The organism is Oryzihumus sp. (assembly GCF_054325275.1).
Genome location: NZ_JBTCWL010000018.1, coordinates 1 through 19,862, shown reverse-complemented (window position 1 = coordinate 19,862; position 19,862 = coordinate 1). Strand labels below are relative to the sequence as shown.

General features: G+C 66.4%; 17 protein-coding genes and 2 riboswitches. Of the genes, 3 read left to right on the top strand and 14 right to left on the bottom strand.

Translation table 11 applies throughout. The annotated features are described in order from the left end of the window. Positions 1-992: 992 nt before the first annotated feature. Positions 993-1,424, bottom strand: a complete 432-nt coding sequence (locus ACXVGS_RS06540; protein ID WP_458527483.1) for a GNAT family N-acetyltransferase — start codon at positions 1,422-1,424, stop codon at positions 993-995. Positions 1,425-1,597: 173 nt separating this feature from the next. Here ACXVGS_RS06540 and ACXVGS_RS06535 point away from each other — a divergent pair, with 173 nt between their 5' ends. Both ACXVGS_RS06535 and ACXVGS_RS06530 read left to right on the top strand, forming a co-directional pair. Continuing rightward, positions 1,598-2,896, top strand: coding sequence for an MFS transporter (locus ACXVGS_RS06535; protein WP_458536758.1), 1,299 nt, complete (start codon positions 1,598-1,600; stop codon positions 2,894-2,896). Between the two features lie 79 nt (positions 2,897-2,975). After that, a complete protein-coding gene (locus tag ACXVGS_RS06530; protein ID WP_458527481.1) occupies positions 2,976-3,230 on the top strand; it encodes a WhiB family transcriptional regulator in 255 nt (84 codons plus the stop codon). A 461-nt stretch (positions 3,231-3,691) separates the two neighbouring features. Here the strand turns inward: ACXVGS_RS06530 and ACXVGS_RS06525 are convergent, their stop codons facing one another. The 13 genes from ACXVGS_RS06525 to ACXVGS_RS06465 all read right to left on the bottom strand — a co-directional run bounded on the left by ACXVGS_RS06525 (position 3,692) and on the right by ACXVGS_RS06465 (position 18,998). After that, positions 3,692-4,630, bottom strand: coding sequence for an SMP-30/gluconolactonase/LRE family protein (locus ACXVGS_RS06525; protein WP_458536757.1), 939 nt, complete (start codon positions 4,628-4,630; stop codon positions 3,692-3,694). 817 nt (positions 4,631-5,447) lie between these two features. Beyond that, on the bottom strand, positions 5,448-6,017 hold the full coding sequence (locus ACXVGS_RS06520; RefSeq protein WP_458527479.1) for a winged helix-turn-helix domain-containing protein: 570 nt from the start codon (positions 6,015-6,017) through the stop codon (positions 5,448-5,450). Between the two features lie 433 nt (positions 6,018-6,450). Continuing rightward, positions 6,451-7,290 carry a hypothetical protein gene (locus ACXVGS_RS06515; protein ID WP_458531501.1) on the bottom strand — a complete coding sequence of 280 codons (840 nt, stop codon included), beginning with the start codon at positions 7,288-7,290 and terminating at the stop codon, positions 6,451-6,453. 124 nt (positions 7,291-7,414) lie between these two features. Continuing rightward, positions 7,415-7,852 carry a VOC family protein gene (locus ACXVGS_RS06510; protein WP_458527477.1) on the bottom strand — a complete coding sequence of 146 codons (438 nt, stop codon included), beginning with the start codon at positions 7,850-7,852 and terminating at the stop codon, positions 7,415-7,417. A 95-nt stretch (positions 7,853-7,947) separates the two neighbouring features. Then, the gene (locus tag ACXVGS_RS06505) at positions 7,948-8,133 is read right to left on the bottom strand and encodes a hypothetical protein (RefSeq protein ID WP_458527476.1); all 186 of its coding nucleotides are present in this window, start codon (positions 8,131-8,133) and stop codon (positions 7,948-7,950) included. Between the two features lie 633 nt (positions 8,134-8,766). Beyond that, on the bottom strand, positions 8,767-9,342 hold the full coding sequence (locus ACXVGS_RS06500; RefSeq protein WP_458532894.1) for an ArsR/SmtB family transcription factor: 576 nt from the start codon (positions 9,340-9,342) through the stop codon (positions 8,767-8,769). Positions 9,343-9,899: 557 nt separating this feature from the next. Then, positions 9,900-11,273: an L-serine ammonia-lyase gene (locus ACXVGS_RS06495; protein ID WP_458527474.1), complete on the bottom strand. Its 1,374-nt coding sequence runs from the start codon at positions 11,271-11,273 to the stop codon at positions 9,900-9,902. Continuing rightward, complete coding sequence (gene lipA, locus ACXVGS_RS06490; protein ID WP_458527473.1) at positions 11,270-12,232, bottom strand: lipoyl synthase; 963 nt, start codon at positions 12,230-12,232, stop codon at positions 11,270-11,272. The genes ACXVGS_RS06495 and lipA overlap by 4 nt, the downstream gene beginning before the upstream one ends. After that, positions 12,229-13,512 carry a serine hydroxymethyltransferase gene (glyA, locus tag ACXVGS_RS06485; protein ID WP_458527472.1) on the bottom strand — a complete coding sequence of 428 codons (1,284 nt, stop codon included), beginning with the start codon at positions 13,510-13,512 and terminating at the stop codon, positions 12,229-12,231. Before glyA ends, lipA begins: the two co-directional genes overlap by 4 nt. Before the next feature lie 4 nt (positions 13,513-13,516). Then, positions 13,517-13,894, bottom strand: a complete 378-nt coding sequence (gcvH, locus tag ACXVGS_RS06480) for a glycine cleavage system protein GcvH (protein ID WP_458527471.1) — start codon at positions 13,892-13,894, stop codon at positions 13,517-13,519. 24 nt (positions 13,895-13,918) lie between these two features. Continuing rightward, complete coding sequence (gcvT, locus tag ACXVGS_RS06475; RefSeq protein WP_458527470.1) at positions 13,919-15,019, bottom strand: glycine cleavage system aminomethyltransferase GcvT; 1,101 nt, start codon at positions 15,017-15,019, stop codon at positions 13,919-13,921. A 17-nt stretch (positions 15,020-15,036) separates the two neighbouring features. Beyond that, a complete protein-coding gene (gene gcvP / locus ACXVGS_RS06470) occupies positions 15,037-17,919 on the bottom strand; it encodes an aminomethyl-transferring glycine dehydrogenase (protein ID WP_458531498.1) in 2,883 nt (960 codons plus the stop codon). Positions 17,920-17,970: 51 nt separating this feature from the next. Continuing rightward, a riboswitch (glycine riboswitch) is annotated at positions 17,971-18,061 on the bottom strand. A 1-nt stretch (position 18,062) separates the two neighbouring features. Then, a riboswitch (glycine riboswitch) is annotated at positions 18,063-18,161 on the bottom strand. 162 nt (positions 18,162-18,323) lie between these two features. Further along, positions 18,324-18,998, bottom strand: coding sequence for a TetR/AcrR family transcriptional regulator (locus ACXVGS_RS06465; RefSeq protein ID WP_458527468.1), 675 nt, complete (start codon positions 18,996-18,998; stop codon positions 18,324-18,326). Between the two features lie 256 nt (positions 18,999-19,254). On the opposite strand from ACXVGS_RS06465, the gene ACXVGS_RS06460 reads away from it, so the two are divergent. Next, complete coding sequence (locus ACXVGS_RS06460) at positions 19,255-19,710, top strand: biotin transporter BioY (protein ID WP_458527467.1); 456 nt, start codon at positions 19,255-19,257, stop codon at positions 19,708-19,710. Positions 19,711-19,862 lie beyond the last annotated feature (152 nt).

Below are 19,862 nucleotides of genomic sequence, written 5' to 3'. Positions count from 1 at the left end.
CGCCCGCCGGAGCCCGGCCCCGAGGCGCCGCCGCCGGCCCCGCCGCTAGGGCCGGCGGGGGCGGTAGGGGCGTGGATGTTCGTCCCGGCCGGGTTCCGCTGAGTGCTGGAACCGCTCACCGGTCCCTCCTCCCCCGTCGGCGGCGGGGCCGGGGTCCACCGGGGCGACGGGTCCGGGGGGTCGGTGCCCGGCGTGAGCGCCGGCCGCCGGCACCGGCGGCGGACGCCTGCCCGCCAGGCTGCACCTGCCCGGTCCAGTTGCGCCTGCTGCCCGAGGGCGCCGGCGAGGCCGGGATCGGGGCGAGCGCCTGCGCCCGGGCCGCGAGCAGGTCCAGCATGGCCGCGCCCACCGGGTCGGCGGCGCGGAAGGCCAGTCCCCGAAGCGCACCAGCGGCACCCCGCGGCGACCACGGCGGCGCCGCCGGCACACCCCCTGGCCCCGGGCGCCCAGGCCAGCGGGCGGGGCGGCACCAGTTCGGCTGGGGCCAGCCGGCGCACCGCGCCGGCCACCGCCCGAGCTACCTTTCGCGGCCACCCGTCCGAGCCGGGAGATACACATCCGCTCCACCCACATCACCCGTGTCGCCCGCGTCGAGGCGCCACCGGCCGCCGTCGACGATCCCCTCGAGGACACCGGGGCGGATGGACAACCACACTCCGCCGCGCGCCGGGTACGGCCCTGCGCATTTTGGACCAGAGCAGGATGGGTGAAGGACCTGCACCGGATGGCGATGCGCTCGACGGCGTGGAATCTTCCTCTGGGGGACGCCCACGGCGAGGTCATAGCGATCGCCCTTGGCGCGCCGACCACACGCGATGTCTCGGCTGCAGCATGGCCGGAGTCGACCGAGTTGGTGCGCGAGTTGCGTCGCCTTCACGCTGAGAGAACTCCGTAGCACCCCCCGGGCCGGCGGAGCGCGTGGCCGACGTCTCTCGGTGGGCGTCCCGGCAGGAGCCGCATCTTGGCCCCCCGGCTTGGGCCGCCCTGAGGTGTCACTCCGGCGAGCGGTTGAGCCTCATGCCGAGGGAATGCGGAGCGGTCTCCACGAACCCCATCCGTGCGTAGAGCTTACGCCCGGGGCGATCCGCCATGAGCGTGACGTAAGGGTTTGCTGGGGCCTCTTCTGCGATCTGCTCCAGGAGGCGCTTCAGCACCGCTGCACCCAGGCCCCGCCCTTGGTGGCCAGGTCGGGTCGCCATGTCCGCCACCGTGAAATACCAGCCACCGTCCCCGATGACGCGTCCTGTCGCCACAAGGCAGCCCGTCGCCGCTTCCCTGACTGTCACCCATGCCCACGACCCCGTCAGCGCGGGCCCCGCCTGCTCTGCCGTTACGACCGAGAGTCCAGCGCGGGCGCGCAGCTCGCGATACTCCTCCAGCCCAGGCGCTTCGCTGGACAGCCGGTAGTCAGGGTGCAGAGTCACGTGGTTCTCCTCAGTGGCCGGGTATGACGACACTAACGACCCCTCTAACGCCCACGTTTCACCTGCACCTCGATCCGCCAGCAGGACAAACCGGTTCCCGTTGTCGACGGGCCATATAGTCATACTGAAAGGACCCCTTCACATCTGAACTGTGAAGCATTATCTTCATATCCATGACCCAAGCGACGACCGTGGATGCATCGCCAGCCTCGCCTCGGCTGTCTCGTCAGGCCGACTTCCGCAGGCTCTGGACCGGATACTCCGTCTCTGCTGTCGGCAGCGAGGTCACCGTCCTCGCGATACCGATCTCCGCGGCCGTCTTGCTCGGGGCGTCCGCGCTCCAAATGGGTCTGCTCACCGCCGCGGCAACACTGCCCCACCTCGTGATCGGGCTCCTTGCTGGCGTCTGGGTGGACCGACTGCCACGGCGCCGACCTCTGTTGGTGGCCGCGGACCTTCTCGCCGCTGCTGCGCTCCTCACCATCCCGCTGGCTTGGTGGCTCGGTGTGCTGACGGTGCCCCAGCTGATCGCGGCGGAGCTGGTGGTCGGCTCCTGCCGGGTGGTGTTCCGCCCCGCGTACCAGTCGCACCTTCCCGATGTCGTATCTCGTGAGCAGCTGACCGTGGCCAGCAGCCACTTTCGTGCATCCGAGTCAGTGGCGATGCTGGCGGGGCCCGGGCTTGGCGGCCTCTTGGTCCAGGCTGTGTCTGCACCCTTCGCGGTCGCGCTCGATGCGATCTCGTTCGTAGTGTCCGCAGCCTGCATTAGGTCTGTGCACGCGCCGGAGAGGGCAGCCGCACCGCGCACCGAGCGACGATCGCTGCGACGCGACCTCACCGAGGGCCTCCGCACAGTGATCGCGGATGGGTCGCTGCGCGCGGTCGCTGGGGCGGCGGGCAACCTCAACCTCTTCGGGATGCTCATGATGGCCCTGTTCGTCGTCTACGCCACTCGGGAGCTCGGATTCTCTGCCGGCCTGGTCGGAGCCGTCGTCACCCTGGGCGGCATCGGTGCTCTTGGCGGAGCGTTGCTAGCACCGCGCGTCTCGGCTGCGCTTGGCGCGGGCCGAACGATCGTGCTCGCCTCGGTAGTCTTCTCTTTCGCCCTCTTCGCGATCCCGCTAGCGCGGGGTCCGCGGTTGATCGAGTTGGTCGTCATAGGTGGCGGCGAGCTCATCGGAGGGGTCGCCGTGATGCTGTTCGACGTCACGTCCTCAGGTATCACCCTGACGGCGGTGCCGACCGAACTGCTGGGCCGAGTCAGCTCGTGCATGGCCTTCCTGACCCAGGGCGTCAAACCCGTCGGGGCGCTGGCTGGCGGCCTGCTCGGCACGTCGCTCGGCCTACACACCGCGCTCTGGGTGGCTGCGCTCGGCGCGACGACAACGATGCTGTGGACCGTCTTCTCCCCGCTCCGACACAAGGCCGGCACTCGGGTACTCGCCGGCGCCGGCGACGGCGAGGCACCGTGAGCACCCGTGACTTCTCGTCCCATCCCGAACTGTCCGATTCGCGTCGAGCCCTGCATCACCTGCCGGGACGGAGGCCCCAGTGAACTGGCGTGACGAGGCCGAGTGCCTCCATACCGACCCCGAACTCTTCTTTCCTGTCGGCGCGTCTGGACCAGCACTTATCCAGATTCAGGAGGCGAAGAGCGTGTGCCGCCGCTGTCCCGCGCTGGACGAATGCCTCGAATGGGCCCTGGACAGCGGCCAAGAAACGGGCATCTGGGGTGCCACCGACGAACGTGAGCGAAACCTCATCCGCCGGCGGCGCTCCCGTGCGGCACAACGCCCAGCTTCGTAACCCCGGGCGTCAGTAAGCAGGGTCGGTGCAAGCGGTCCCTACCTCCTCCGTTGATGAGCAGTCGTCCGCACGTCAAGATCACGGAGACCCGACGTCGATGCTCCTCCAGCCGCAGCCGCTCCGCGTTTCCCAACCGTCCTCCCTCGCCGAACCGAGACGTAGCATTCTCAGCTTGAGACGCGACGGCCACGGGAGGTTGTGCTCGGCGCTGACTGCGACAACGCGCAGCTGCTGGACGCCGGGAGCCGGTGCTCGAGGTGGCATGGTCGGCTCAGCCAGGATGCGAGCCGGCGCAGGCTGGGCGGCGCCGACCGGAAGTGCTCGTCGTAAGAGCGCGGACGTGCTCCGACGGTGGCGGTTTAGGCCCGCATCCCTCCGTGCGTTATCGAGGCTTCAGAAGTGAACAAGCTGTGCCCACAATCGCGTGGTTCTACGGTCATGCCTCGGCTTGCTGCTTGCGATCAGAGACACGGCGGCTCGACTGCCTTGACCAGGAACGGCGGCCTTGGCTCGTCCGGATGCATCACCTGGCCGCAGACGACCAGCACGCGGTCCTGCTGCCATGCAATGGTGGTCGGAACATCGAAGCCCTTCGACACAGGCAGAGGTATCTGCGCGACGAGCTCGGCGCTGGCCCAGTCGCGGGCAAGCCGCATCACATCGAGGCCGAAGGTCACCGTTTCACGAGTCTCCCCTTCGTTGACTGCGCCGAGCAGAAACAGGGAGCCGTCCGGTCCCGACCGCAGCAACAGGCCGTCGGCGGCGAACACATGCCCGTTCAGGTCGACTCGTGACGCAACCCCCGAGGCCGTCTCCACGCGCCACAGTTCGCCCTGGGCTTGCGCGGCGACCAGCAGCATTCCGCGCTCGGAGTCGCCCACGATCCCGTTGAGGAAACTGTGTTCGTCCGCGCCGAGCCCCGCCAAGTCCACCAGCACCTCTGGTTCCCCGACGCCACCCTGACCGTCGACATCCAACGGCAGTCGCCAAATCACTGGCCGGGCCGAGTCCGTGACGTATGCGGCGGACTGGTCGGTCGTCACGTCATTGAGCAGCGTCCGCTCGACGGGGACATTGCGCCGAGCCACCAGCGCCGCAGTCGCCGCGTCATACACAAAGAGGTCACCGGTGCTCCCTCCGCACGCGACCAGACGCTGCCGTGAATCCATCGCGAGGCCAAGCAACTCGGTGCGGCCGTCGCCGCCCGGCGAAAGCCAGACCTCTGCCTCGGGGAGCCCCGACTGGATCCGGAACACCGTGCCGTCAGTCGTGCTGCCCACGAAGTACGTCCCATCCGGCCCCTCTGTGATTCCCTCGGGGAACACCGCTGGACCAGGCAGGGCGTACGGGTCGGGGCGGCTGGCTGCCTGGTCGGTCACCCCGAAGAGGGCGCTGTTCATGGCGCTCCTTACTGAAACGTTGATGGGGCAGGAGTCCGGCGGTAGAAGGCCGACACACAGCGATGCCCGACTGGAACTGTCGCGTCGTCGAACCGGCGCTGCCGCGGGGCTGAACCCTGCTTTGCGGACGTCGCCGCCGTCGGCCCTATCCGGCCCCGCGGCAGACAGACCCCTAGAAGCCGTGGGTCTGGGTGCGCTGAGCGAGCATGAGAACGTCCGCGACATAGACCCGCTTGGCATGCAACCAAGCGTGGGACACCGGTGGCGCACCATGCGTCTCAGGAAGGTCCTCCGAGGCCCGCGTGCGGCCTCCAAGGATGCGAGGGCGTCCTGAAGCCTTCGCGAGCGACGCCAAGAGCTGTCCCCAGCGGCGGGCGTGGACGAAGCCCTCCGTCACAGAAGTCGTCATCTGAGTCTCTCCCACTCGCCTAGCCCAACTATATGAAGCATTGCCTTCACGTTTCTGAAGGTACTACTTCATACCGCCCGAGTCAAAGTCTTAGGGTCCACCTGCCGCGCAACCCCTGGCCGATTCAGATGGGACCCCAATGTGGCTCAGCCCAGCCCCGGTCTCTCGACTGACCACCGCAGGGCCCGTTCCGTTCGACTTGAAGCACCACCGGCACGGGCGGTGAAGATCCTGAACCTTTCGCATGCCGTCAGCCTCACCCCCGCCACCCTCGATCGAGCATCGGCTAGCGCGTCGGTGAGATGGCTCAGCATCATCTGCGCGACAGGGAGAGGCCCGCCCCGCCCGATGGCCACCCCCTTGCGAAGGCAAGTCCACGGCAGGTGGGTGGCATCCGTGCGTTCGGGTTCACACCTGCTTGGGGAACAGGGACCAGAAAACGGTCACAGCCTTGGCGCCCTCTGGGTGACGATCGGGAGTTCGCCCCTTACCAAAGCGTTCCAGCAGGGCCTTCACCTCGCGATTAAGCTCTGCCGCCTCCTCCTGGCTCAGCCACAAGCGATCCTTGGCCATGTCCGAGCCTTTGCGACCGTTGCGATCGCTGGCAGCCCAGGACTCAAGATCCTCCAGGAAGGGGCCGATGAACGCCGCCGCGAAAGCCTTCGCAGCCACCTTGCTTGCGCCGGCCTGAGCCTGACTCGAAATATGCAGACTCCGCGCAGGAGCCCGCCAAGGACGTTCCCTGCCATCCGCAGTTGCGTTGTCGCGAACGATGATTCCCCATTGCTCCAACGCGCGTAGGTGGTAGCTCATCGCCGACGGCGTGAGCCCACACAAGCGCGCCGCATCCGTGGCGGTCAGGGTCGTGCCGCCGTACAGCTCGTCGATGATGCGCTGGCGCGCCGGGTGAGCCACGGCGCGGATCGCCTTGGGGTCCGTCAGCGTTATTTCTTTCTTGAGCGGAGCGCGTCGAGCCATGAGCAAACAGTAAGGGGCTGGGCCGGATAAGTGAAGCATTCAGTTCACAGTTGCGAAGCGACCATTTCCTAAATCCCGGCAGGATCCGGCGTTGCGCTTGGAATAGGGAGACCGGACGGCCGGGCGCGCAGATGACTCGGGTGCTGCCGTGATCGCCGTTGTGCAGGCAGCCATCAGATCGAGGTACGCCATCATTGGTGGCTGAGATATTCGCTCTCAGGTTGCCCTGCAGCGGCCCGGGGCCCGCAAGGCCGCGTCCAACACCGACGATTTCGGCCGCGCCGAGGTTGGCGAGGACCGGCAGGCCACCCAGCAGCGAGCGCTCGCTGTAGTCCCTCCACATGCCGCACCACCTGGCGCATCTCGCAAGGGTCCGGGCAGCCTAACCCCCGGAGGCCGGATCGACTCGCCACCATCGCCATCGATCCTGCTCTTAGCCTACGGGCGGGTTGAACCTGCTGCGCTGTCTTAGCTTCCAGCGGGCAGACAGGTGGTTCCGCACCTCGATTACGGCCTCGACCGCAAAATCGATGAATCGGTGAGCGGAAGTTCCAATGGCTCGTCGGTCGCTCCAGTCCACCCGTGCGTGGCCAGTTACGTGCAGGGTGTGGCCTGACTCCCAGTCCAAGAAGAGCAACGCGCAGGCGGGATTCAGATGCAAGTTGCCCAGGGACATGAACATGCCATTGCCCACATAGTCCGGCCAGGCAATATGACGGCCCGATATTGCCCGGACGAAGCCAGGGTTTCCCCCTCGGTGTGAGGCGTCCGCACCATGGAGCGCCGCCGATGTACCGAGAAAGAACGTGTCCGCGGAGTTGATCCAGTCCTGCTGCTTGGGGGTGAGGCCGCACCTGTGGACCGCTCCGATCGGGCGGCGTGGAGAGTTGGGCTCGGCCCGCTCACGCAGCTGGATGTATTTGGGACAGTTGGCGAGCACTTGCCGTGTGGTGATCGTCAGTCCGTTCGCACTTCGGATCGCATCGCCGTTGATGCGGATGCGGCGCTGGGTTTGCGGATCGAGGCCGATCATCCCGATTGGGCCCAACTTGTGGAATGCGGTGGCTAATGGGTCGTACGCGGATGGCGCTGCTCCGATCTCGAGCATGCGGGTGTCAGGGACCTGGACGAATCCTTCTTCGCCGGCCAAGACGCCTACCCACAGCTCATCCATTAGGCCGCGGCCAGTCACGACCATCAACTGTTGCTGCCTGAGAAACTCTCGGGCCACAGGAGGGACGTCGGGCCCAATGCGCTCGAGTGCGCGTTCCACTCCACGCACTCCGGCGCGCATCCGAACCGCCGCTTCACCTGGGTGCAACTGCACTGGTTGCGGCATTACATCTCCCATTTCGGCCTCCTGACCCCCGTGCCAGAAGTGGGGGCATAGGGCTGGGTCAGAAGAAGCCGCACGTCGGTTCCTCTCCGTAAGGAGCACCCCGATCCCCCGCGCCCTCGGCGCAGAAGACCTCGAGCCTGATCCCGTCAGGGTCGGCGAAGAAGAGTCCCCCAGATTGCTCAGCCGCGCCGTGGGCGACTACGCCGTCATGCAGAATCTGGACGTTCATGGCACGCAGTCGGAGTTCAACCTGCTCAACGTCGTCGAAGCTCTGGACCTGAAAAGCATGGTGGTGCAGTCCGGGAGAGGATGCAGAGAAGCTCCCGGTGGCCTGCTCCCAAAGCGTGATTACGACGTCGTCGCCCGATGCGAGGTAAGCGTACGTCCGCCCACGCTGGGCCACCGATAGTTGGAAGACTCGGGTGTAGAAGTGCGTGGAACGCTCTAAATCCGTCACATTCAGGCCAACGTGCCCGAGTCGCATTTCCTGGCTCACAGATACCTCACTGATCTGCTGTGGGCCTGGCGCCACACAGCCTCTCCCTTTGCTCAAAAAGAAGATTCGGCCTTCAGCCCGGCCGTGCCCCAGGGTCAAGCGGCGCCTGCGGCAGCGACCTGCGCAGCTTCGCCGTAATGAATCACCGCCATGAGGGCAGGCATCAAGTCAGCAGCGTCTTCAGTCGTCATTTCTTCTAAACAGGCCGACAGCAGGATGGCATCGAGGTCCTGACGCAAGAGACTCGTCATCTCCAACACCCACTCAACGTTTTCCTTCACGGATCAACCTCTCCTCATCACCAACGCGAAATGCCAGTTCGACGCGCACGAAAGGCCCGGGGGCCAAGGTCCCCTGAGTCACTTGATGGCGCGCCCCTCGCGGAGTGCCCCCCGCCGAAGCCCGCATCACTGGGAAGAGTGCGCTGGGTTTCCGTGGCTGGGGTTTTCGCGTCCGCCACCAGCCCGCGCCCTGGGCTCGCAGCCAGAGACGGCTGACGCCCACACTCAGGGGCGCAGTGACAGGCGAAGGCCTACACCCGGCGAAGAGGGCGCCGCTCGCACATCGGATATATGAAGTAAAATCTTCATAGATACGAAGGTACTGTTTCACGTTTCGCTGGTCAAGCCCCGACGCCGGGCGCAAGCGAGTCCACACGCCGCGGATCGCGGGGGCGGGTGGCCGACCACGATCACCGCAGACTCAAGGAGCGACCCTCGATGGGTCGCCAAAACATGCGACGCCCAAGCACCCATCAACCACGTTGAGGGTAGTCCGAGGCATGATCAAGTGGCGGGTCAGTATCGGGTGATTCCTACTCCCCTGGCCGCCACATCAGTGGCCGAGTTCACCCCTCCGTCGTCCTCGCCCCAGCGCGGACCAGTCGTCGACAAATGGAACCAGTCGTCAATACGTCACTGCGTGTGAGGCAGGATGGACCAAAAGACGTTGCGAGCTTGGGCATCCTCGGGGTGGCGCTCGGGCGTCCGGCCCTTTCCGTAGCGCTCGAGCAAGGCCCTCACCTCATGGTTGAGCTCAGCGGCCTCCTTGTCCGAGAGCCACAAGCGGTCCTTGGCCATGTCCGACGCGCCAGCGGCGGCACCTCGTCGATCGCTAGCGGCCCACGCCTCCAAGTCCTTCAGCAGCGGCTCGGTGAACGTGGAAACAAACGCTTTGGCAGCCACCTTGCTCGAGCCTTCGGCCGCACGACTGGAGATGTGGAGACTCCGAGCAGGAGCACGCCATGGACGTTCGCGCCCGTCTTCCGTGCTTGCATCTCTGACGATGATCCCCCACTGCTCCAACGCCCGCAGGTGGTAGCTCATCGCCGACGGGGTCAAACCGCACAGGCGGGCGGCCTCCGTGGCCGTCAGTACGGATCCGCTGTAGAGCTCGTCAATGATGCGCTGCCGTGCCGGGTGGGCCAGGGCACGGATCGCCTTGGGGTCTGTCAATGTGACTTGCTTCTTGAGCGCGGGACGTCGTGCCATAGGAGGACACTAGAGCGCCAGCCACATGTGAAGGAAGAGGTTCGCGTCTGCGAAGCAATCGCTTCCCAGACAGGGCGGCCACTAAGGCACTTGCGTCAGCGCCTCGGACTGATGACAGTGGCGCCTTGCCACAGCCAGTCGGCGGCCAGCCGGCGCCGAGGGCCGATGAGGACCAGGACTCAGGTGGCCCGCCGAGCGGCTTCCCTGCGCGACCGCACCCTGCCGCAGCCTTCACCTTGGAGCCATGGAGCCGCGAACCCGTGCTGGCGGGAGGGATAGCAATCGGCTCCCGCCAGCACAGTTGTCATTGATGACCTCGGCGCCCCGCTGCCACCAGTTCGCTTGCAGAAGGGAAGGCCGGCCGCGGCGCGTTCCAGGAGGGTGGGCCCGCGAACTAATGAAGCATTTCCTTCGCAATATCTGAAGATAGTGCTTCACACTTTGACTGTCAAGCCGGGCCGTGGCGCGGACCGAGGACCGGCCGTCCCCCTGCGCCACTCGGCTGGCGAAAGGGCCACTCCGTCCGGAGCGCTGGGGCAGCGCCCGGACAGTGGAGGTCAGCATTCGATGACGTTGACCGCCAGACCCCCTCCTGCTGTCTCCTTGTACTTGTCGGACATGTCGGCCCCCGTTTCCCTCATCGTCTTGACCACCTGGTCCAACGAGACCACGTGGGTTCCGTCCCCACGCAGCGCAGCCCGAGCCGCGGTGATGGCTTTGACAGCGGCGATGGCGTTGCGTTCTATGCATGGGATCTGGACGAGGCCGGCCACCGGGTCACATGTCATTCCCAGATGGTGCTCCATGGCGATTTCTGCGGCGTTCTCCACCTGGTTGGGCGTACCGCCGAGAACCTCGGCGAACGCGCCTGCGGCCATTGAACACGCCGACCCGACTTCCCCCTGACAGCCCACCTCCGCTCCGGAGATTGACGCGGTCTCCTTGTAGATGGCGCCGATCGCTCCTGCAGTCAGCAGGAAGCGGATGACTCCTTCGTCGTCAGCGCCTGGCACAAAGGTCGTGAAATAGTGCAGCACTGCCGGGATGATGCCGGCTGCTCCATTGGTCGGCGCCGTGACGACGCGGCCGCCAGCGGCGTTCTCCTCGTTGACGGCGAGCGCGTAGAGAGTCACCCAGTCAAGCCCTCTCAAGGGGTCTTCCGAGGGCCCTTCGGCGGCCAGCTGGCGAGCCAGCGCCGGGGCTCGGCGTCGCACGTTCAACCCTCCTGGCAGCGTGCCCTCGCGGCGGGAACCCGAGTGGACGCAGTCCTGCATGACTTCCCAGATCTTGAGCAGCCCGGCGCGGATGTCCGCCTCGGGCCGCCAGGATCGTTCGTTTGCCAGCATGACTCCGCTGATGGGCAGGCCCGCGGTGTGGCAATGGGCGAGCAACTCTCCTGCGGTGCGGTAGGGGTACGGCACCGCAGGGCGCGGCGATCCGCCGGTTTCGGTGGGCCTCCCCTGCTCATCTACGACGAACCCACCTCCCACCGAGTAGCAGATCCACTCATGCACGAGCGAACCCTCGATGTCGACGGCCCGGAACCTCATGCCATTCGGGTGGAACGGGAGGACCTCGCGCGGGTACAGGCAGACGTCTCGCTCTTCGACGAAATCAATCTGGTGGCGACCGAGGATTCGCAGCCGGCCACGGCCTCTGATGTGTTGCAGGAGAATGTCGACCTCTGCCGGGTCAACGGTCTCGGGCTGCGCTCCGGAGAGACCTAAGAGCACGGCCTTGTCGGTGCCGTGCCCGCGTCCTGTGGCGCCCAGGGAGCCGAAGAGTTCGACCTGGACACGATCGATGTCGCCCAGCTTGTTCTGGTCGCAGAGGCTCACCCCGAACAACCGGGCCGCCCGCATGGGTCCGACGGTGTGCGAGCTTGAGGGTCCTATTCCGACTGAGAACAGGTCAAAGACGCTGAGAGTCATAGGGGTTCGTCTCCTGATTGCGCCGCGCGAGGCTTGCTACGTGAGGCTTTCGCGAGGGCGTAGAGCCGTCCGGCCCGGTAGGAAGATCGAACCAGGGGGCCAGACATGACCGCCACGAATCCGAGGCCAATCGCCACGTCCCGCAGGCTGTCGAACGTCGCGGGCTCTACCCAGTTAGCCACAGGATGGTGGCGGGAGGTGGGACGCAGGTACTGGGTGATGGTGAGCAGGTCGCAACCGACCCGTCGGAGGTCGTTCAGGGTTTCGACGATCTCCCCCTCGTGCTCGCCGAGGCCCAGGATGAGGTTGGATTTGGTGATCATCCCGGCGGCCTTGGCTCGTTCGAGCACCTGCAGCGATCGCTCGTACCGAAATGCTGGCCTGATGCGGCGAAACAGCCGAGGTACCGTTTCGAGGTTGTGCGACAAGACCTCGGGGCGGGAAGCGAACACCGTGTCCAGGAGGTCGGGACGGCCGGAGAAGTCTGGGACGAGAAGCTCGACGCCGGTTGCTGGGTTGACCGTGTGGATTTGACGCGCCGTCTCGGCGTAGAGCCACGCGCCTTGGTCCGGCAGGTCGTCGCGAGCCACGCCGGTGACCGTTGCGTAGCGCAGTCCCATGGCCTGCACCGACCTGGCCACGCGAACCGGCTCATCGGGGTCCAGGTCTTCGGGACGGCCAGTGTCGATTTGGCAGAAGTCGCAGCGTCGCGTGCACTGCGCCCCGCCGATGAGGAAGGTGGCCTCGCGCTCCTGCCAGCAGTCGAAGATGTTGGGGCACTTTGCCTCAACGCACACGGTGTGGAGCGCTTCGCGTTCGACCATTTCGCGGATCTCACGGTATCCGGGGCTGATGTGCATGGGCGCTTTCATCCACGATGGTTTGCGCTCAACAGGGCTGCGACTGTTGACCACCTCCAGCCGCAAGCGACGCCGGCCTTCACTGGCTGGGCCGCTCATGTCGTCAGGTGCGCATAGAGGGGGTGCGCCTGGGCGAGTTTCTCCACCCGGCGTCTTAGGTCCGCAGTCTCTTGGGGGGAAACATGCGGTTGTAGCGCCAGAGCGATGATGTCCGCGACTTCCGCGAACTCCTTGGCGCCGAAGCCCCTCGCGGCCAGGGCTGGCGTGCCGATCCTGAGCCCGGAGGTGACCATCGGGGGTCGGGGGTCGTGAGGTACGGCGTTCCGGTTGACCGTGATGCCAACCTCGTGCAGGCGGTCCTCCCCCTGTTGACCATCGAGGATGGACGCACGGAGGTCCACCAGCACCAGGTGGACGTCGGTGCCACCCGTGAGGACATGAACCCCCGCCTCCGCGGCGTCAGTTCGGGCTAGACGCTCGGCCAGGATCTGCGCACCCTCGATGGTGCGACGTTGCCGATCCCTGAAGGCCGGTGTGCTGGCAATCTTGAACGCAACGGCCTTCGCCGCGATGACGTGCTCCAGCGGGCCGCCTTGCAGGCCTGGAAAGACGGCCGAGTTCAGCTTCTTGGCGATGGCTGCGTCGTTGGTCAGGATGACGCCCCCGCGGGGTCCGCCCAGGGTCTTGTGCGTGGTGGAAGTCGTGACGTGAGCGTGCGGCACGGGGTTGGGGTGCAGGCCTGCAGCGACAAGTCCAGCGAAATGGGCCATGTCCACCATCAGCAGCGCTCCGACTTCGTCTGCGATCTCGCGAAAGCGAGCGAAGTCCAGGTGCCTCGGATAGGCGGACCATCCGGCGATGATCATCTTCGGGCGGTGGACGCGGGCTAGTTGAGCAACCTCGTCCATGTCCACGAGCCCGTCAGGCCCGACGTGGTAAGGCGTCACCTGGAAGGATCGGCCCGAGAAGTTCAGGCGCATGCCGTGGGTGAGATGGCCGCCGTGGGCAAGGTCCAGACCAAGGATGGTGTCGCCGTGGTCCAGGAGCGCGAAGAACACTGCGGTGTTCGCCTGCGCCCCGGAGTGCGGCTGGACGTTTGCATATTCCGCGCCGAAGAGATGTCGCAGTCGGTCGATGGCCATCTGTTCGATGGCATCCACGTGTTCGCAGCCGCCGTAATAGCGTCTGCCTGGGTAGCCCTCGGCGTACTTGTTGGTGGCCACGGAGCCTTGAGCTTCCATCACCGCGCGGGGGGCGAAGTTCTCCGAGGCGATCATCTCCAGCGTCGTCTGCTGCCGGTTCAGCTCCGCTGCGAGCGCGGCAGCGACCTCGGGATCCACCTCGGCCAAGGCTTCTGTGAGCACGTCTTGACTCATCATGGGCTCAGTTCTCCTGCTCGCTGAAGGCCCGGTATGCCGCGGCGTCCATCAGTGTCCTTGACTCGAGAAAGCGCACACGGAAGAGCCAACCCGCCCCGTACGGATCGGTATTGACCAGTTCCGGCTCGTTTTCCAGCGCATCGTTGATCTCGGTGACCTCGCCATCTACCGGGGCGAAGAGATCGCTCACGGACTTGGTGGACTCCACCTCTCCGCACCGTTCGCCCGCGTTGACGCGGGCGCCGACCTCGGGTAGCTCCACGTAGACCACGTCGCCGAGGGCGCTGCCGGCGAAGGCGGTGATGCCCACGGTGGCGATGTCCCCTTCCGTGTCAAGCCACTCGTGTTCCTCGGTGTATTGAAGGTTGTCGGGCACGACCATTGGGATCTCCTTGGCTGTAGGGGTTCAGCGGGTTCGCCGATAGAAGGGCAGGTCAACAACACGCGCCGGCTCAAGCAGGCCGCGGATATCGACGTGGACGGCGCTGCCGACGGTTGCGTGGGCAAGGTCGACGTAGGCCATGGCGATCGGGTGTCCGAGGGTCGGTGATGGCGCACCGGAGGTCACGATGCCGACGACTTCCCCGGTCTCGGGGTCGAGGAGTCGATACCCGCTCCGGGGGGACCGGCGGCCGTCGGGCACCAAGCCGACGAGTCGCCGGCCGATCGCGCGGGTGGACCTCTCGACCAGGGCGGCTCGCCCAACGAAGGGGGCAGGCTTGTCGAGGGCGACGACGCGACCGAGGCCAGCTTCGTAGGGGGTGAGATCCGTGGTGAGCTCCTGCCCGTAGAGCGGCATGCCCGCCTCCAGCCGCAGCGTGTCTCGGCAAGCCAGCCCCGCCGGGAGCAATCCGAAGTTGGCGCCGGCGGCGGCCAGGACGCTCCAAAGTTGGCCTGCGTCGCTGGGGGCGCAGAGCAATTCGAAGCCGTCTTCGCCCGTGTACCCGGTTCGCGCCAGGAGCACCGGGCACCCGGCAACGGTCAGCTCAGCTATGGCGTAGTAGCGCAGGTCGGTAAGGCTGCGGTGGGTGACTTCGTGAAGGATCTCCTGAGCCCGGGGGCCCTGGATGCCAATGAGCGCCCAGTTATCGCTGGCGTCCTCGACCACGGCGTCGTGACCGGTTGCGCGGATGCGAAGGGCTTCGGCCACAGTTGCCGCGTTGCCTGCGTTCGCGACGACGAGGTACCCGTCCTCCCGCAGCCGATAGACGATCAGGTCATCGATCATGCCGCCGTCGGCCGAGCAGATCAGGGTGTACTTGGCCTTGCCGACCGCGACACGATCGATGTTGCTGACCAGGGCGTGGTCGAGGGCCGCGGTTGCTCCGGCCCCGTTGACTTCGATTTGACCCATGTGGCTGAGGTCGAACAAGGCCGCCGCGTTGCGCACGGCGTGGTGCTCGGCGGTCTCGCTGCTGTATCGCAGCGGCATCTGCCAGCCCGCGAAGTCAACCATCGTGGCTCCCATCGCGGAGTGAACAGCGTTGAGCGGGGTGTGCTTGAGCATGGGCGTGGACCTCCCGGTCAGGAGCTGAACGCGTCGGGCGGAGGACAGGAGCAGACAAGGTTGCGGTCGCCGTGGCTCTGGTGGATGCGTGCCACCGGTGGCCAGTACTTGTTCACGGGGACGCCGCCGGGGTAGACCGCCTTCTGGCGGCTGTACGGGCGGTTCCAGTCCTCCGTAAGTAGCCGCGCGACGTGCGGGGCGCCGCGCAGCGGGCTTTCGGCCACGTCCCATCGCCCGGCGCGGACATCTGCAATCTCGGACCTGATGGCGATCATGGCGTCGCAGAACCGGTCAAGCTCGGCCAGGTCTTCTGACTCGGTGGGCTCCACCATGAGTGTTCCCGCGACGGGGAAGCTCATGGTCGGGGCGTGGAATCCGTAGTCGATCAACCGCTTGGCGACATCCTCGACGGTGACACCGGTTTCCTTGGTTAGCGGCCGAAGGTCGAGGATGCACTCGTGCGCGACCAGGCCGGAGGATCCCGTGTACAGGATCGGGTAGCTGGCCCGTAGCCGGCTGGCCACGTAGTTGGCCGCGAGGACTGCCGTGGTGGTTGCCTTCAACATCCCGGCACTGGACATGAGCCGGACGTAGGCCCAGCTGATTGGGAGGATCCCTGCGCTTCCGAACGGAGCCGCGCTGACCGGGCCGACACCCTCGCGTTGGGAGGGGTCGGGGTGTAGCGGGTGGGTCGGCAGGTACGGCACCAGGTGTGCGGCGACCGCCACTGGGCCGACCCCGGGGCCGCCGCCGCCGTGGGGGATGCAGAACGTCTTGTGCAGGTTGAGGTGCGACACGTCGCCGCCGAAGTCACCGGGCTTGGCCAGGCCGAGCAACGCGTTGAGATTGGCTCCGTCGATGTACACCTGACCGCCGTGCCGATGCACCAGGTCACACAGTTCGATGATCCCCTCCTCGTAGACGCCGTGCGTGGAGGGGTACGTGACCATGACTGCGGCGAGTCGGTCCGCGTTGGCGAGGCACTTCTCCTTGAGATCGGCCATGTCGATGGTTCCGTCGGCGAGCCCCGAGACAACCAGCACACGCATGCCGGCCATGACGGCCGAGGCTGCGTTGGTGCCATGCGCGCTGGCGGGGATGAGGCAGATGTCGCGCTGTCCCTGCCCCCGGGCTTGGTGATACGCCCGAATGGCGAGGAGTCCGGCGAGCTCGCCTTGGCTGCCGGCGTTGGGCTGAATGGACACCCGGGCATACCCAGTGACTGCAGCCAGCCAGTCCTCAAGTTGGCTGATGAGGTCCAGGTACCCGCGGGTGAACCTGGGGGGCGTGAACGGATGCACGTTCGCGAACCCGGGGAAGCTGATGGGTTCCATCTCGGTCACTGCGTTGAGCTTCATCGTGCATGAGCCGAGGGGGATCATTCCCCGGTCGAGGGCGTAGTCCTGGTCCGCCAGGGAGCGCAGGTACCGCAGCATGGAGGTCTCGGACCTGTGCCGATGAAAGGTCGGATGGGTCATGAACTCGGAACGCCGTCGGAGTTCGGGGGGAACCGCTGAACTGGCCGATGCGGTGGGGGCAGGACCCCGCTCGGGGATCCGGAACGCCGCCAGCACGGCATCCACGTGCGCCGTGGTGGTGGTCTCTGAACAGGAAATGCCAACATGGTCGGCGTCGACCTCCCGCAGGTGCACTCCCCTGCTCCCGGCGGCGATGACGATCTCGGCCGCCTGAGCTGGGGTTCGCACCAGGACGGTGTCGAAGAATACGTCGTGGATCACCTCTCGGCCGTTGGCGCGCAGCGCCGTGGCAAGTTCGACGGCGTGCTCGTGCACACGCTCCGCAATCGCGCGCAGCCCCTCGGCGCCGTGGTAGACCGCGTACATGGATGCCACCACGGCCAACAGGACCTGGGCCGTGCAGATGTTCGAGGTGGCCCGATCCCGGCGAATGTGCTGTTCACGCGTCTGCAGGGCCAGCCGGTAGGCCGGTCGTCCGGTGGCGTCGACGGAGACGCCGACCAGGCGCCCCGGCAGCACGCGTTCCAGCCCGGCTCTCACCGCGATGTAGGCGGCGTGGGGACCGCCGTAACCGAGCGGGACGCCGAAGCGCTGCGTCGTCCCCACGGCAATGTCCGCGCCCCACTCCCCCGGAGCGGCAAGCAGGCAGAGCGCCAGCAAGTCAGCGGCAACTGTCACCAGTGCGCCCCGACGGTGAGCATCCTCAGTCACGTGGCGAAGGTCGCGAATGGCGCCTGAGGCACCGGGGTACTGCAGCACGACGCCAAAGAAGTCGATTTCGGGGAGGCCGTCGACCGGGTCGAAGACCACGACCTCGATCCCGACCGCCTCGCAGCGGGTCTGCACGACCGCGATGGTCTGCGGGAGGCAGTCTGCATCGACCAGTACGCGCGCTCCAGCTCCGCGAGCGGTCCGTCGCATCACTGTCACCGCCTCGGCCACGGCCGTTGCCTCGTCGAGCAGCGACGCATTGGCCACCGGCAGTGCGGTCAGATCAGCAACCATGGTCTGGAAGTTGATCAGCGCCTCGAGCCGGCCCTGGCTGATCTCCGGCTGATACGGGGTGTAGGCGGTGTACCACGCAGGGTTCTCGAGGACGTTCCGGCGGATCACCCCGGGGGTGACCGTGCCGTGGTACCCCAAGCCGATCATCGGCTCCCCGGGGAAGTTGGCCTGGGCGAGCCGTCGCAGCTCGGCCAGAGTATCGTCCTCCGACAAGGCTTCGGGCAGGTCGACCACGGGCTTTCTGACCGCAGCCGGTATTGCAGCGTCCAGAAGCTGGCCAAGTGAGGAATAGCCGACTTGGGCCAGCATCTTGGCTTGGTCCTCGTCGCGAACGCCTATGTGGCGCGCGACAAAAGGTCCAAGCGGGCGGGGAGGTTGGGGGGACACGAAGTCACCCGGACCGTTGTAGTCCGACATGTTGGGAGGCTCCCGAATCAAGGGTCCGCGCGGTCGCGGACCTGAAGGTGGCCTCCCCGCTCTGTCATCGGACCTGAGAGCTTCACCGCCGGGTGGGGCGGTTTGCACCGTGGGTGCAGGAAATCCTGCTTTCCAGAGTTCGCCTTACCGGAACGGTCATGGGTGCCTGAGAGATTCTGGGGAGAGTTGCTCCTTCGGCGCCTCCACCCGATCAGGTGGGAGGGCTCTCCCGCTCCGGTTCAAACGGCGCGATGTTCAGTTGGCTGCGCTGAGGCTAGGGTCTGGGGCCGCCGTCGTCAACGACTTCCTCGACACTCGGCTGACCGGTCGACAAGGCACGACGGCGGGAACGGAACGCTGTTACCGCTGGGGCGCCATTGACGAACCAGCGTGCCCGGCCGGCTCTAAGCGGATCCGAGACTCTCCCGCAAAGCAGTCAGCACTGCGTCTGGGGTCAGGTCGGTGCGGAAGACGACGACAGTGGTCCCGCCTCGCTCCACGGAATCGTCACCGTGTGGGGCGACAAACAGGTCGACGACCTGGCTCAGGGCAATGTCGAGCTCGCCAACGGGGTCTGTGCACTCGGCGCGCAGCCAGCGACGCAACACATGGTTGTGAGCAGCAACGACTGCGGCAGCCATCAGTTCGGCGCGTAGCGCCGAACTGGGCACCGGCCCCATCCAATCGGCAATGAAGTCGCGGAAGAGCTTTTGGTACCTGGCAACCGTGGCGATCTCGCGGTCGCGCAACGCGGGCGCACTGCTCGTCAGCGTGTACCGGACCCTCGCGCGATCTCCCTCACTGAGGTAGTGCAGCAGAACCAGCCGGACAGCCTCCGAAACGGCCACGATCGCGGTTCGATTAGTGGAGGCGGCGAGACGATCTCGAATGGACTGAAGCAGGGCCTCGTGATCGGGGAAGATGACGTCTTCCTTGGAGCGGTAGTGCCGGAAGAACGTCGTCCGCCCCACCCCAGCTCGCTCGGCGATCTCCTCCACGGTCGTGGCTTCGTATCCCCGTTCCTCGAAGAGTTCGAATGCGGCGTCCGCAAGGCGGTCTCTCACCCGTGCAGCGGCCATGGGTTCCCATCTTGCGCCTGAAGTTTGGACGGTGCTTGACCCTAGCCTGTGGCACTGAGTACCGTCCACGCGATACTCAGTCCCACCATGGAGCCGCGACATGACTGCCATCGCCACCGCTTCCCCTCGTCCCGTCCTCGCTGAGGCCCTGCTCCCAGAAGCTGCTACTCGCTCGGGGATAACCGTCCTGGCAGGGGCCGCCCTGACCGCCGTGTGCGCCCAAGTCGCGCTGCCGATACCGGGGTCCCCGGTACCCGTGACGGGACAGACCTTTGCGGTGCTCGTCGTCGCAGCAGCCCTGGGGCCGACGCGGGGACTCGCCAGCCAGGGGCTCTATCTCGCACTGGGGTTGCTGGGCCTGCCTGTGTTCGGTCACGGCGCTCACGGCGTGCACGTCATCTTGGGGGCCACAGGCGGATACCTCGTCGGATTCCTCTTCGCGGCTCTACTGGTTGGCGCGGCCTCTCGCCGCGGCGCGGATCGATCGATTCCCCGCGAGCTTGGTGTCCTGACGTTGGCCTCGCTCGTGATCTACCTGATGGGGGCAGGTTGGTTGGCAGTGGTCACGGGCATGACGGCAGCGCAGGCGTTTGCAGCTGGCGTGGCGCCATTTGTCGCTGGCGACGCCGTCAAGCTCGGTCTCGCCTCGGTCGCACTGCCTGCGGCATGGAAGCTTGCCGGTCACTCATCGAACGTGCGCCATGACCGTTGACGCCGTGGACGCGCCGGCGATCGACATCCACACCACCGCGGGCAAGCTGGCCGACCTGCACCGGCGCAACGACGAGGCGGTCCACGCCGGATCGGCGCGGGCGGTCGAGAAGCAGCACGCGAAGGGCAAGAAGACCGCGCGCGAGCGGATCG

What these genes read in the sequence shown, in the direction of transcription:
- glyA (WP_458527472.1), bottom strand. Translation starts at nt 13,512, where the DNA reads ATGATGAGTCAAGACGTGCTCACAGAAGCCTTGGCCGAGGTGGATCCC.
- ACXVGS_RS06525 (WP_458536757.1), bottom strand. Translation starts at nt 4,630, where the DNA reads ATGAACAGCGCCCTCTTCGGGGTGACCGACCAGGCAGCCAGCCGCCCC.
- ACXVGS_RS06465 (WP_458527468.1), bottom strand. Translation starts at nt 18,998, where the DNA reads ATGGCCGCTGCACGGGTGAGAGACCGCCTTGCGGACGCCGCATTCGAA.
- ACXVGS_RS06500 (WP_458532894.1), bottom strand. Translation starts at nt 9,342, where the DNA reads ATGGCACGACGTCCCGCGCTCAAGAAGCAAGTCACATTGACAGACCCC.
- gcvT (WP_458527470.1), bottom strand. Translation starts at nt 15,019, where the DNA reads ATGCTCAAGCACACCCCGCTCAACGCTGTTCACTCCGCGATGGGAGCC.
- ACXVGS_RS06495 (WP_458527474.1), bottom strand. Translation starts at nt 11,273, where the DNA reads ATGACTCTCAGCGTCTTTGACCTGTTCTCAGTCGGAATAGGACCCTCA.
- ACXVGS_RS06535 (WP_458536758.1), top strand. Translation starts at nt 1,598, where the DNA reads ATGACCCAAGCGACGACCGTGGATGCATCGCCAGCCTCGCCTCGGCTG.
- lipA (WP_458527473.1), bottom strand. Translation starts at nt 12,232, where the DNA reads ATGAGCGGCCCAGCCAGTGAAGGCCGGCGTCGCTTGCGGCTGGAGGTG.
- ACXVGS_RS06520 (WP_458527479.1), bottom strand. Translation starts at nt 6,017, where the DNA reads ATGGCTCGACGCGCTCCGCTCAAGAAAGAAATAACGCTGACGGACCCC.
- gcvP (WP_458531498.1), bottom strand. Translation starts at nt 17,919, where the DNA reads ATGTCGGACTACAACGGTCCGGGTGACTTCGTGTCCCCCCAACCTCCC.
- gcvH (WP_458527471.1), bottom strand. Translation starts at nt 13,894, where the DNA reads ATGGTCGTGCCCGACAACCTTCAATACACCGAGGAACACGAGTGGCTT.